This window comes from Bacillus sp. JCM 19034, assembly GCF_001310635.1.
Lineage (GTDB): Bacteria > Bacillota > Bacilli > Bacillales > Bacillaceae_D > Halalkalibacter.
This window is the reverse complement of record NZ_BAXR01000005.1, coordinates 51,981-64,670: the sequence shown is the minus strand read 5'-3', so window position 1 is coordinate 64,670 and position 12,690 is coordinate 51,981. Positions and strand designations below refer to the sequence as shown.

At 38.7% G+C, this 12,690-nt stretch carries 10 protein-coding genes and 1 pseudogene; 10 read left to right on the top strand and 1 reads right to left on the bottom strand.

The window, feature by feature from the left end; all coding sequences use genetic code 11:
• The first annotated feature begins 29 nt into the window (after positions 1-29).
• From JCM19034_RS10020 to JCM19034_RS10005, 4 genes and pseudogenes are all read left to right on the top strand, one after another.
• The gene (locus JCM19034_RS10020; protein ID WP_062049390.1) at positions 30-950 is read left to right on the top strand and encodes an aldo/keto reductase; all 921 of its coding nucleotides are present in this window, start codon (positions 30-32) and stop codon (positions 948-950) included.
• Between the two features lie 11 nt (positions 951-961).
• Complete coding sequence (mgrA, locus tag JCM19034_RS10015) at positions 962-1,963, top strand: L-glyceraldehyde 3-phosphate reductase (RefSeq protein WP_062049388.1); 1,002 nt, start codon at positions 962-964, stop codon at positions 1,961-1,963.
• Positions 1,964-2,174: 211 nt separating this feature from the next.
• Positions 2,175-3,899, top strand: a complete 1,725-nt coding sequence (locus JCM19034_RS10010) for an ABC transporter ATP-binding protein (RefSeq protein ID WP_062049386.1) — start codon at positions 2,175-2,177, stop codon at positions 3,897-3,899.
• Positions 3,892-5,708, top strand: a pseudogene (locus JCM19034_RS10005) (ABC transporter ATP-binding protein). Before JCM19034_RS10010 ends, JCM19034_RS10005 begins: the two are co-directional and overlap by 8 nt.
• Before the next feature lie 939 nt (positions 5,709-6,647).
• Here the strand turns inward: JCM19034_RS10005 and JCM19034_RS09995 are convergent.
• A complete protein-coding gene (locus tag JCM19034_RS09995; RefSeq protein ID WP_062049382.1) occupies positions 6,648-6,941 on the bottom strand; it encodes a putative quinol monooxygenase in 294 nt (97 codons plus the stop codon).
• 136 nt (positions 6,942-7,077) lie between these two features.
• On the opposite strand from JCM19034_RS09995, the gene JCM19034_RS24850 reads away from it, so the two are divergent.
• The 6 genes from JCM19034_RS24850 (at position 7,078) to JCM19034_RS09970 (ending at position 12,585) form a co-directional block, all read left to right on the top strand.
• Positions 7,078-7,515 (top strand): oligosaccharide flippase family protein, encoded by a 438-nt coding sequence (locus JCM19034_RS24850; protein ID WP_370621878.1) that lies wholly within the window; start codon positions 7,078-7,080, stop codon positions 7,513-7,515.
• Positions 7,497-8,390 (top strand): polysaccharide biosynthesis C-terminal domain-containing protein, encoded by an 894-nt coding sequence (locus tag JCM19034_RS09990; RefSeq protein ID WP_370621877.1) that lies wholly within the window; start codon positions 7,497-7,499, stop codon positions 8,388-8,390. Before JCM19034_RS24850 ends, JCM19034_RS09990 begins: the two co-directional genes overlap by 19 nt.
• Positions 8,391-8,413: 23 nt before the next feature.
• The gene (locus JCM19034_RS09985) at positions 8,414-8,629 is read left to right on the top strand and encodes a YdbC family protein (RefSeq protein WP_062049380.1); all 216 of its coding nucleotides are present in this window, start codon (positions 8,414-8,416) and stop codon (positions 8,627-8,629) included.
• A 202-nt stretch (positions 8,630-8,831) separates the two neighbouring features.
• On the top strand, positions 8,832-10,238 hold the full coding sequence (gene treP, locus JCM19034_RS09980) for a PTS system trehalose-specific EIIBC component (protein ID WP_082393951.1): 1,407 nt from the start codon (positions 8,832-8,834) through the stop codon (positions 10,236-10,238).
• A gap of 71 nt (positions 10,239-10,309) precedes the next feature.
• A complete protein-coding gene (gene treC, locus JCM19034_RS09975; RefSeq protein WP_062049378.1) occupies positions 10,310-11,968 on the top strand; it encodes an alpha,alpha-phosphotrehalase in 1,659 nt (552 codons plus the stop codon).
• Positions 11,969-12,105: 137 nt separating this feature from the next.
• Positions 12,106-12,585: a glutathione peroxidase gene (locus JCM19034_RS09970; protein WP_062049377.1), complete on the top strand. Its 480-nt coding sequence runs from the start codon at positions 12,106-12,108 to the stop codon at positions 12,583-12,585.
• Positions 12,586-12,690: the final 105 nt, after the last annotated feature.

Below are 12,690 nucleotides of genomic sequence, written 5' to 3'. Positions count from 1 at the left end.
CTAGTCTATTTTTGGAAAGGGGAAGGTCTATGAAATATCGTACATTAGGTAAAACAGGCTTGAACGTTTCTGTTATTGGTGTTGGAACTTGGCAGTTTGGAGGGGAATGGGGAAAGGATTTTTCCCAGGAAGAAGTCAATGCTATCTTACGTCGTGCGAAAGAAGTTGGAATGAATGTAATTGATACAGCAGAATGCTATGGTGATCACCTTTCAGAAGCTTTTATTGGTGAATATTTGCAGCAGGATGTACGAGAAGATTGGATTGTAGCGACGAAGTTTGGCCATCAGTTTCATGGTCCATTTGACCGTTCAAATCATTGGAGTGCTGAAGAGGTAATTCAGCAATTGGATGCATCATTGAAAGCGCTTAAAACTGACTATATTGATCTCTATCAATTTCATTCAGGTGGTGATGAAGTATTTCGTAATGATGGACTGTGGACGGCACTAGATAAACAAGTTCAAGCAGGGAAAATTCGTCACCTTGGTATTTCTATCGGAGCGAATAATAATATATATCAAACTGATCTAGCATCTGAATTTAATGCCAGTGTCATACAAGTTGTCTACAATCGTTTAGAAAGACAGCCGGAGGAGGAAGTCTTTCCTTCTTGTAAACGACAACAGCTTGGTGTATTAGCAAGAGTCCCGTTAGCAAGCGGCTTTTTAAGTGGAAAATATAAGCCAGGTGCTTCATTTGTAGAAAATGATGTTCGTTCTCGTCAGGATCAGGAAGAATTACAGAAAAAACTTGAATTAGTTGAGAAAATTCGGCACGAAGAAGTGCCGGAAGGTATCGATATGGCTCAGTGGGCTCTAGCATGGTGCTTAAAGCATGAGGCGGTGACTAGTGTGATTCCTGGTTGTAAAAATGTTGAACAGGTAGAGCGTAATGCATTAGCAGCTTCATTAGAAATGGTTAGTGAAAATCATCCTCATTCGGTATAAGGAGAGATACTATGACATATATAGCTAGTGAAACAAGATATGATTCAATGGTTTATAATCGTACAGGCCGTTCGGGTTTGTTTTTGCCCGCTATTTCTTTAGGGTTGTGGCATAATTTTGGTGGTGTCGATGCGTTTGAAAATGGTCGAGCGATGCTTCATCGTGCGTTTGACTTAGGGATAACTCATTTTGATTTGGCGAATAATTATGGACCACCTCCAGGGTCAGCTGAAGAGATGTTTGGAAAAATACTTCAAACGGATTTTAAACCATATCGTGATGAATTAATTATCTCAACGAAAGCAGGATACCATATGTGGGATGGGCCATATGGAGAATGGGGCTCGAAAAAGTATTTAATTGCAAGTTTAGATCAAAGCTTAAAACGTATGGGACTTGATTACGTTGATATTTTTTATTCTCATAGACCAGACCCAGATACACCATTAGAGGAAACGATGGCGGCATTAGATTTAGTTGTTCGTCAAGGCAAGGCACTATATGTTGGAATTTCAAGCTATAGTGCAGAGCAGACAAAAGAAGCGATCCGGATATTAACCGATTTAGGTACACCATTACTTATCCATCAGCCGAGTTATTCTATGCTCAATCGCTGGATTGAAGAAGATGGACTTCAAGATGTTTTGGAAAAAGAACAAGTAGGGTCTATTGCCTTTTGTCCACTACAACAGGGTCTATTAACGAACAAATATATGAAAGGAATTCCACCACAATCAAGAGCAGCAAAAGAAACGGGTGCACTTGGAGCGAATCAAGTGACAGAGGATGTTATTCGTAAAGTCCAGAGTTTACATGAGGTGGCCGCATGCCGTGGACAAACCCTTGCTCAAATGGCGTTAGCATGGGTATTAAGAAATGGAAAAGTAACCTCTGCCTTAATCGGTGCGAGTAAAGTAAGTCAAATTGAGGACAACGTTCGAGCAGTAGCTAATTTGAAGTTTTCAAAAGATGAGCTTGAGGAAATTGAAAGCATATTGGCAGAGGAGACATAATAAAGGTTAGAATGAAGGCTGTCCTAAAGGGTTCACCCTTTATGGACAGTTTTTCTTAAAATATACATTTTAAAATTTTAGGAGTGATTTCGAGAAAAGAGAGTCGGCCCAGCTTTCATACGCATGAGCCTACTTTTAAAGGGATGATCAAAAGCGTATCGCTTCTAAGAAAAACCGCAAATTGGTGTTCTAATAACATTGGAGGAACAGGATGCTTAAGTTATTTCCATTTTTAAAGCCATATCGTATTCCGATTTGGATTGCGTTAAGTTTAATGTTTATTGAGTTAATTGTTGAACTCGTTCATCCATTGCTGCTAGCAAAGATTATTGACGAAGGAATTGTTGAACATGATATGGCACTTGTAATGAGATGGGGCACTATTATGATTGCAATGTCATTAGTAGCCTTTTTATCAGGGGTGATCAATTCATTTTATGCTGCCCATGTTAGTCAAAGTACAGGATATGATATAAGAGGAGAGATGTATGAGAAGATTCAACGTTTTTCATTTGAGACATTGCAACGATTTCAAACTTCCTCGCTTATTACTCGAATGACAAATGATGTCACGCTCATTCAAAATACGATTTTTATGTGCTTGCGGATTATGCTGCGAGCCCCCTTAGTGGTCTTTGGTGGAGTGATCATGGCTTTATTTGTCAACGCTCAAATTGCACTTATGTTAGTTGTCACAATTCCTATTATTATTTTGTTTTTAAGTTGGATGTTGAAACGTGGTTCTGTTATCTTTAAGGACGTCCAAGTTCGGTTGGATCGTCTTAATCACGTTTTTCGTGAAAACTTACAAGCAATACGAATGATTAAAGTGTTTGTTACAAGGAAATTTGAACAATCACGCTTTTCAAAGCAAAACGAAGAATTAAAAGAGAAAACAATCAAAGCAATGCGTTTGATGGAAATAGCGATGCCGCTCTTACTCTTATTGATGAATATTTCGATTGTTGCAATCATTTGGTTTGGCAATATTTCAGTTATTGGACAAAATGCACAAGTAGGGGAAGTTGTTGCGATATTAAATTATGCGATGCGGATTACGGGTGCATTATCAATGTTTTCGATGATCGTAATTATTTTTTCACGAACGAAAGCATCAGCTGAACGTATCGTAGACGTAATTGAGGAAGAGCAGGAAAACGATATCGATCAAAAACAAACAGCAACAGTAAAAAAGGGGAAAATTGTTTTCAACAATGTAAGTTTCCGTTATCCAAAAATGAATGATTATGTGCTAAAAGATATTTCATTAACGATTGAAGCAGGACAAACGGTTGCTTTTATGGGTGAAACCGGTTCAGGGAAGTCTTCGCTATTTCAATTAATCCCGCGATTTTATGAACCGGAAACAGGTTCTATTTATATTGATAATCAGGATATTCATTCATTTAATGGACAAAAGCTACGCAAAGCGATAGGCTATGTCCCGCAGGAAGTGCTTCTATTTACAGGTACAATTGAGGAAAATCTTAAGTGGGGAAAACAAGATGTGACTCTTGAAGAATTGGAACAAGCTACCGAAGAAGCACAAATAAAGGAGACGATTGACTCTTTACCATTACAAAATCAAACGATGATTGGGCAAAAAGGAGTTAACTTATCAGGCGGGCAAAAGCAGAGGATTTCAATTGCTCGGGCATTAGTTCGGAAACCGAAGATTTTATTATTGGATGATAGCACGAGTGCGTTAGATGTAAGGACAGAAGCAAAGCTATTAAAAGCAATCAAAGGCCATTCATGTACAACGTTGATGATTACTCAAAAAATTTCTACTGCAATGGAAGCCGATCAAATCGTTCTTTTAGAGGCAGGACAAATTATTGCAAAAGGATCACATGAAGAGCTACTTCAGCAATCGGTATTATACCAGCAACTTGTTCAGTCTCAAGAACGGAGAGGAGTGTTAGTGAATGAGTAATCCATTTATTAAACCTTTCCAATATGAACGAATTCCGATTAAGCAAGATAATAACGAGAAAAAGAGAAAACGAGTTGACAATTGGCTTGCAACAACAAGGCGTATTTGGAGCTATTTAAAAGTACATAAACGGTTGTTATTGCTTGTCGTTTTAATGATTGTTTTAAGCTCTGCATTAAGTTTACTTGGCCCGTTTTTAATTGGAGTAGCCATTGATGAATATTTAATGGTCTCACAAACAACAGGCTTAATGAGCTTACTTATTCTCTTAGTCGTAGTATATATAGGCCATGCCTTAACGATGTGGCTTCAGCATTTTTGGATGATTGGCATTGCCCAACGAACGATTTACACGATTAGAACAGAGCTATTTAATCATATTCAACGTTTACCAATTCCGTTTTTTGATAAGCGTCAGCACGGGGAATTAATGAGTCGTATGACAAATGATATCGAAAATGTTAGTAATACGTTAAACAGCTCGGTCATTCAAATCATTTCCAGTGTGTTAACGTTTTTCGGTATATTAGCTGTAATGCTTTGGCTTAGTCCGTTAATGACGCTTATAACGATTTCAGTTGTTCCTATTATGGTGTTTGGCATGAAATGGATTACGAAACGAACATCGATCTTTTTAAGCAACAGCAGAAAACATTAGGTGATGCGAACGGCTTTATCGAAGAAACGCTTTCTGGCCAACGAATTGTTAAAGCATTTTCTCAGGAAGAGAAGGTAATCGAGCACTTTAAAGCAAAGAATGAACAGGTTCGTACGACAAGCTTTTGGGCACAGACGTATTCAGGTTTTATTCCGAAACTAATGAACGTTCTCAATAATTTAAGCTTTGCAGTGATTGCTTTTATTGGTGGCATGCTAGCCTTACAAGAAAACAGTGCAATTACAGTTGGGATCATTGTCATTTTTGCAGAATATTCAAGACAATTTACTCGTCCATTGAATGATTTGGCCAATCAATTCAATACATTATTATCGGCCGTTGCCGGAGCTGAACGTGTCTTTGAAGTGCTTGATGAGAAGGAAGAAGTAGATCGGAAACAAACGAGCACATTACATGAAATTCGTGGAGATGTTACGTTTAAGGACGTTGATTTTTCCTATGGCGATGAAAGCAAGACAATTTCAAAGGTTTCTTTTGATGTTAAAGCAGGGGAGATGGTTGCTCTAGTTGGTCCAACAGGAGCTGGGAAGACGACGATTATCAATTTGCTTTCTCGTTTCTACGAGCCAAAGTCAGGTGAGATTTTACTGGATGGGACACCGATATCAAACTATAAAAGGGAAGAGCTTAGAAAAGAAATGGGCTTTGTGTTGCAAGATTCCTTTCTTTTTCAAGCGACGATTCGGGAAAACATTCGTTATGGACGGTTGAATGCAACAGATGATGAGGTAGAGGAAGCAGCGAGAAAGGCCAATGCCTACTCATTTATTAAACAGTTGCCTGATGGTTTTGACACGATGCTCGATCAGGAAGGGAGCGGAATCAGTCAAGGACAAAAGCAGCTTCTATCGATTTCTCGAGCGATTTTAGTCAATCCGTCGATCCTCATCTTGGATGAGGCGACTAGTAACATTGATACGATTACAGAAATGAAAATTCAAGAAGCTTTAAGGCGACTCATGAAAGGTCGAACGAGCTTTGTGATTGCACATCGCTTAAACACGATACAAGAGGCCGATCATATTTTAGTCCTACAAGAAGGGGAGATCGTAGAACAAGGTTCACATGAAGAGTTGATTCAAAAAGGTGGATTATATTCGTCGATGAATGAAAAAGGAAGCGATTCATGAAAAGAAGGGGCTGGGACAAAAGTATTTTAATAAATGAGAAACCGAACAAATACAGAGTGGAGCACATTCACCGCTCCTGAAATATACTTCGCTTTCCGCGGGAAGCTGGTGAGCCTCCTCGTGCTACGCACTGCGGGGTCTCACCTTTACTTTTCATCCCGCAGGAGTCTACGTATATTTCATCCGCTACGTTTTTAAATTGTTCTGATTCTTAGCTAAACACTTTTGTTATGTCCCAGCTCTTATTATGTTTATAGATTCAATGCCAGTAGTCCTATCAATAAAAATTAAAAGTTTGTGGCTGTGTCGGTAATGGAGAGTTTCTTATTAATAATTTTTCAATCCTTAGTCAAACGTAACCAACCTTTATGTAAGTAGTCTAAGAAAAGACGCTAATGCGTCTTTCCAGACCGTAGACAAAACGCCTTTGAGAAGTTGATTCTCAAAGTTTTAACGTTATTTTTTCTATTTTCTGTTGATGACACTGGAGGATGTGTGTTTCTCCAGTGCCAGATGGCTAAATTTATTAGGTTCATGGCAGCAAAAACAAGCATCGCTTGCACTGAATTTTTTTCCAACACTTTAATTGCCGTATCAGCTCAAGGGGGGTCTTTTTTATGGTTTTCGGGTTTCTCCTCCTGTCTCTTTTTTTCACTTATATAATAGAAAAAATTGGATGTAGTCTCTTATTGGAGGAGAAGCCAATTTCCTTTTTGGCACTAGACAAAGCGGACGGGGTGGGAGGGCCGACTCCTGCAGGAGGGAAGGGCAGGTTGAAATCCACCGGCGTGCCGGTTAGTTCAACGGCCTCCTGCCAAAGAGTGCCCCCCATCCGGTAGCGTGGTCGGAGGACGATTTACTGCCAATAAAAAAGCCTGTCGACTGTCTCGCTTTTGCGAGATTTTGTCGACAGGCTGAAAAGACGCTAATGCGTCTTTCTTAATCGACTGCTTGTGCAGAAAATTGGTTAATTTGTGGTGGGGCTACCATATAGTCTTTTGAAAGTTCACCAAATTCAATAAAGTGTTGAGTTTGAAAATGAAAGTCGATGGCTTCTTTTGATTCCCATTTTTCCACCATTATAAATTGGTTTTGAGTTGAACTTTGCTCGTACAATTCATAGCTAACATTGCCTTCTTCAGCTTGTGATTGCTCGATTAATGGTTGAACATCATGTAGAAAACGTTCTCGATATTCGGGTTTGATTGTTATGTATGCATGAATAATATACATGAAAAGCCTCCTAATATAATATCTCTCTCTTACTTTCGCAAATGTCCTGAAAAGTGTCAACTTTTTCTTTATAATATCGATATTTTTAGAACTTGTCTCATATAGTGTACGGACAGATGAAAGAGGGAGAGAAATAATGAAGACATTTTTTAGAAGTGCAATTCTTTTGATTGGTGTAGCTCTTATAGTTGAGTGTATTGAATTTGTCATAAATATTGTGCTAGCACGTGAGCTTGGCGAAGAAGGGCTAGGCCTTTATATGGCAATTTTCCCAACGGTGGCGTTTATCATTGTTCTTTCAAGCTTAGAATTACCAATCTCGATTTCTAAGCTTGTTGCAGAAAAAGAGGAATTATTTCATAGAAGCATGCTTAAGCATGCTTTACGCTTTGCGACGATATGTGCGGTTATTTGTACGATAGTAGCCATCGTTATTCTTCCGATTATACCTGTCTTTAATCAATATCATCCGATTGTACCATGGCTATTTATTAGTCTCATTCCAATTATAACGTTTTCATCTGTTGCAAGAGGTTACTTTATGGGTGCACAGCAATGGGTAGGATTGCTTTAGCGAATTTTATTAGACGTGCTGCCCAGCTGCTATTGCTCATTATGTTATTTCTCTGGTCATCCTATCATCTAGAATTTGCTCTCGTCATTGCATTTATTACGTTAATTGCTAGTGAGGCCATTGTCTTTCTATATCTCTTTGTCGCTTTCATGAGACAGATGCGTCTTTTGAAACAGAAACCACGTGCCGAAGTTGGTTGGAAGAAAGTACGTCAGGGATTATTATCTGTATCAATCCCAACAACAGGACTACGAATTTTCCATTCAGCAACGTTTGCAATTAAGCCGTTCTTTATAAAAAGTGCACTCGTTCGCTCAGGAATGGTCGAATCAGTGGCGATGGTTCAGTACGGGAAATTAGCAGGGGTGGCGTTCTCGATTGGCTTTTTCCCAGCTTTTATCGCACATTCGCTATTAATTGTCTTAATTCCAACGGTATCTGAAGCTTTTCATAAAGCTGATTTACAGAAATTACGCTCTCTTTTACAAAAAGTGATGTTCATTACGGCAATTTATGGAATTGTTGCTGTTTGTATTTTCTATTTTTATGCAGATACATTAACTAGTTTATTTTTTAAAGACTCACCTGCTGTTCGTTATTTACAGCTGTTATTGCCGTATTTCCTGTTTCATTATTTTGTTATACCGATGCAAGCATATTTAATTGGTCTCGGTCTAGTGAAGGAGGCGTTTCTGCATGCGTTATATACAACGATTGTCTCCTTTATTTTGATGTATGTACTTGGATCGATGTCAGCCTTTCAAATGGACGGAATTATCATTGGTATGAATATTAGTGCGGTGTTATTAACGATGATGCATTATGTGACGATTTGTGAGAGAATTAGGGTGACATGGTGGTTAAGGGCAAAGTAAATGTAAACGAGGTGTAATAAGGTATGGCCGAAATTAAGTTTGAAATCGTCAAAACCATTGCAGTTCTGTCCGAATCAGAAAAAGGATGGACGAAGGAGTTAAATTTAATTAGCTGGAATGGACGTGAGCCAAAATACGATATTCGTGACTGGGCTCCGAATCACGAAAAAATGGGAAAAGGTGTGACGTTAACAGAGGAAGAATTAAACAAATTGACATCTGCACTGAAAGATTTGTAAGAGTGTCGCTTTGTTAAAGGAATAATAAGTGTATGTATTTAAGTTTGTCGCGAATTAGTGACAAGCTTTTTTTATAGATTTTAGCATTGATTTATTGGTTTGCTAGAATAGGCAACGGGTATAGAACAAATAATAAAAGATGATTAACGAGAAGTGTGTCGTGTCTTGTAATGACTTTATAAGAAGAGAGGAGAGAGAATAATTGAGCCAATATCGGAATGATGCAGAGAAAATACTCGAGGCAATTGGTGGCAAAGAGAATATGGCGTCTGCAACTCACTGTGTTACACGACTAAGGTTTGCACTTGAAGATGAAGGGAAAGTAGATAAAGATCAGCTTGAAAATATTGATGTAGTGCGAGGATCATTTTCAACAAATGGTCAATTTCAAGTTGTCATAGGTCAGGGAACGGTTGATAAAGTATATGCAGAACTAATGGATTTATCTGGGAAAAAGGCTGCGACAAAAGAGGATGTAAAAACAGCCGCAGAGAAAAATTTAAATCCATTACAGCGTGCGATCAAGATGCTTGCAGATATTTTTATCCCGATTTTACCTGCGATTGTGACAGCAGGTTTACTACTTGGTATTAATAATATTTTGACAGCAGAAGGGATATTTGCTGAGCAATCTGTCGTGGGAATGTTCCCACAATGGGCTGATCTTGCTGATATCATTCATCTCATTGCCAATACAGCATTCGTATTTTTACCGGGACTTATTGGTTGGTCGGCAATGAGGCGATTTGGAGGTAGTGAGCTTTTAGGGATTGTTCTTGGTTTAATGTTAGTATACCCAGACCTATTAAATGCGTGGGATTATGGTAAAGCATTAGAAGTAGGAGAAATTCCTTATTGGAATATCTTCGGACTCGACATTGCGAAAATGGGCTATCAAGGCCAAGTGCTCCCTATTTTAGTCGCTTCTTATGTACTAGCAAAAATTGAAAATGCCTTAAGAAAGCGTGTACCAGACGGGTTTCAGCTGCTTGTTGTTGCACCCGTTGCGTTATTAATTACGGGCTTTATTGCTTTTATTGCGATCGGACCGATCACATTTCTGATCGGAAATATCATTACAGATGCATTTGTTTGGGTATTTAGCAATGTTGCAGCGATTGGTGGACTTTTGTACGGTACGATCTATGCACCGCTCGTTATTACAGGGATGCACCATACGTTCTTGGCAGTTGACTTACAGTTGATTGGAAGTACGGGTACAACGTTCTTATGGCCAATTTTAGCATTATCAAATATTGCCCAAGGTTCTGCTGCACTTGCGATGTATTTTGTCTTAAAGGATGAGAAGACAAGAGGATTATCGATGACATCGTCGATATCAGCTTACCTTGGTATTACAGAGCCGGCGATGTTCGGTGTGAATTTACGCTACCGTTTCCCGTTTGTTTGTGCGATTATTGGTTCTGCAATAGGAGCGGTTTGGATTACGCTTAATTCTGTTACCGCTTATTCAATCGGTGTCGGTGGATTACCAGGTATCTTCTCAATAACAGCAGGCTACTGGCTAGTATTCCTAGTTGGGATGATTATTGCTATTGCCGTTCCATTTGTCTTGACATTTTTATATGGTAAAGCACGTATGAGTTAAGTTGCCTAATGAGGGGAAATGCTCCTTATTAGGCTTTCAAACATATCAGGATGTTTAAAGGAGTAGAGAACATGAATGAATGGTGGAGAAGGGCAGTCGTTTATCAAATTTATCCGAAAAGTTTTAATGATACAACTGGGAATGGTGTCGGTGATATTCAAGGGATCATTGAGAAACTTGATTATTTGCATACGTTAGGGGTCGATGTCCTTTGGGTAACGCCGATCTACGAATCACCACAAAAGGATAACGGCTATGATATTTCTGATTATTTTTCAATTCATGAAGAGTATGGAACGATGGCTGATTTTGAGAAATTGTTGGATGAAGTACATGCTCGTGGGATGAAGCTGATTATGGATCTCGTTGTCAATCATACATCAACGGAACATAAGTGGTTTAAAGAGGCGATCGCTTCCGGTGATAGCCAATACCGACATTATTATATATGGAAGGATCCTGTAGACGGTGGAGAGCCATCTAATTGGCAGTCCAAATTTGGCGGGAATGCATGGGAGTATGATGAAAAGTCAGGACAATATTATTTGCACTTGTTTGATGTTACCCAAGCGGATTTGAATTGGGAAAATGAAGAATTGCGGCATGCTGTCTATGATATGATGCATTTCTGGTTTGAAAAAGGGATTGACGGTTTTCGCTTAGATGTCATTAACTTAATCTCCAAAGATCAGTCCTTTCCAAATGATCACGACGGAGATGGTCGTCGATTTTATACGGATGGGCCACGTGTTCATGAATTTTTACAAGAGATGAATCAGGCAGTGCTTTCTAAATATGATAGTATGACGGTTGGAGAAATGTCTTCTACATCAATAGAGCATTGCATTAACTATTCAAACCCAAACAGAAACGAATTAAGCATGACGTTTAATTTTCATCACCTTAAGGTAGATTACCCGAATGGAGAAAAATGGGCTTTAGCTGATTTTGATTTCCAGGCATTAAAGGATATTCTTTCGACGTGGCAAGTGGAGATGCATAAAGGTGGTGGCTGGAATGCGTTATTTTGGTGTAACCACGATCAGCCTCGTGTCGTATCGCGATATGGGAATGCTGAGGATTATCATCAAAAATCTGCAAAAATGCTAGCTGCAGCCATCCATATGATGCAAGGCACGCCATATATTTATCAAGGTGAAGAGTTTGGGATGACGAATCCTAAGTTTGAATCAATTGATCAATATCGTGACGTGGAGACGTTAAATTATTATAAGCGTATGAAAAAAGAAGGCAACTCTGAAGAGGAGATTATGGCGATTATTAAAGAAAAATCACGCGATAACTCAAGAACACCTGTACAATGGAACGATCAACCACATGGAGGTTTTACAACAGGTACTCCATGGATTAATGTCGCTGAAAATTATAAAGAAATTAATGCCGAACAAGCCTTAAAAGATAATGACTCCATTTTCTACTTTTATCAAAAGTTAATTCGTTTACGTCATGAATTAGCGATTGTCACGGAAGGAGTCTATCGTCGTCTCGATCAAAAGCACCCGCAACTATTTTTGTATGAACGTGTGAAAGAAAACGAAAAATTGCTCGTCATCAACAATTTCTATGATCAGGACGTGACGTTTGATATTCCAGCTGAATGGCAAGAAGACCTAAATGCAGAGCTATTATTATCAAATGGGTCTGAACGGAAACTTGAAAAAAAGATGACACTTTCTCCGTATGATTCTCTCATTTTCCATAAGAAATGAAACACTAAAATGGGTAATCAAAGGTGAAGAACAACTTTCAAATGATTAATGAAGAAATAACAGGAAAAATTAAGCGGATACTTCGTGTATTACTGATCTCTTTTGTATAATGAGGTTAAACAATGAGGAGGTCATATATGAGTATTCACGAATTTACTGTAAAGAAATCGAATGGAGAAGAACAGTCACTTGAAGCCTATAAGGGTCGTGTGTTGTTAATCGTAAATACAGCAACAAAATGTGGATTAGCTCCGCAGTTTGAAGGTTTGGAGGAGCTATACCAGCGATATCGAGACCAAGGCTTTGATGTACTTGGTTTTCCGTCAAACCAATTTATGAATCAGGAGCCTGTAGAGGATTCTGATATGACAAAAACGTGCAAAATTAATTTCGGGGTAAACTTTCCATTATTTGCGAAAATTGATGTGAACGGCTCAAATGCTCATCCACTTTATACATTTTTGAAGAAGGAACAAAAAGGTGTTCTTAGCTCGGAAATTAAATGGAACTTTACGAAATTTCTTGTTGATAGGCAAGGAAATGTGGTAAAACGGTATGGACCTCAAGTTAAACCTGAAAAAATAGAGGATGATATTAAGAAGCAATTACAGGTATAATGGAATAGGTGAAAGATTTAAGGCCACTGGAAAAGGAATCCTTTTTCAGTGGCTTATCTTTAGAGATTCCGTATAGGTGACCATAGGTTATGGACACCTAGGAGA

What these genes read in the sequence shown, in the direction of transcription:
- JCM19034_RS10020 (WP_062049390.1), top strand. Translation starts at nt 30, where the DNA reads ATGAAATATCGTACATTAGGTAAAACAGGCTTGAACGTTTCTGTTATT.
- JCM19034_RS24850 (WP_370621878.1), top strand. Translation starts at nt 7,078, where the DNA reads ATGAAGACATTTTTTAGAAGTGCAATTCTTTTGATTGGTGTAGCTCTT.
- JCM19034_RS09990 (WP_370621877.1), top strand. Translation starts at nt 7,497, where the DNA reads ATGGGTAGGATTGCTTTAGCGAATTTTATTAGACGTGCTGCCCAGCTG.
- JCM19034_RS09985 (WP_062049380.1), top strand. Translation starts at nt 8,414, where the DNA reads ATGGCCGAAATTAAGTTTGAAATCGTCAAAACCATTGCAGTTCTGTCC.
- treC (WP_062049378.1), top strand. Translation starts at nt 10,310, where the DNA reads ATGAATGAATGGTGGAGAAGGGCAGTCGTTTATCAAATTTATCCGAAA.
- JCM19034_RS09995 (WP_062049382.1), bottom strand. Translation starts at nt 6,941, where the DNA reads ATGTATATTATTCATGCATACATAACAATCAAACCCGAATATCGAGAA.
- JCM19034_RS09970 (WP_062049377.1), top strand. Translation starts at nt 12,106, where the DNA reads ATGAGTATTCACGAATTTACTGTAAAGAAATCGAATGGAGAAGAACAG.
- JCM19034_RS10010 (WP_062049386.1), top strand. Translation starts at nt 2,175, where the DNA reads ATGCTTAAGTTATTTCCATTTTTAAAGCCATATCGTATTCCGATTTGG.
- mgrA (WP_062049388.1), top strand. Translation starts at nt 962, where the DNA reads ATGACATATATAGCTAGTGAAACAAGATATGATTCAATGGTTTATAAT.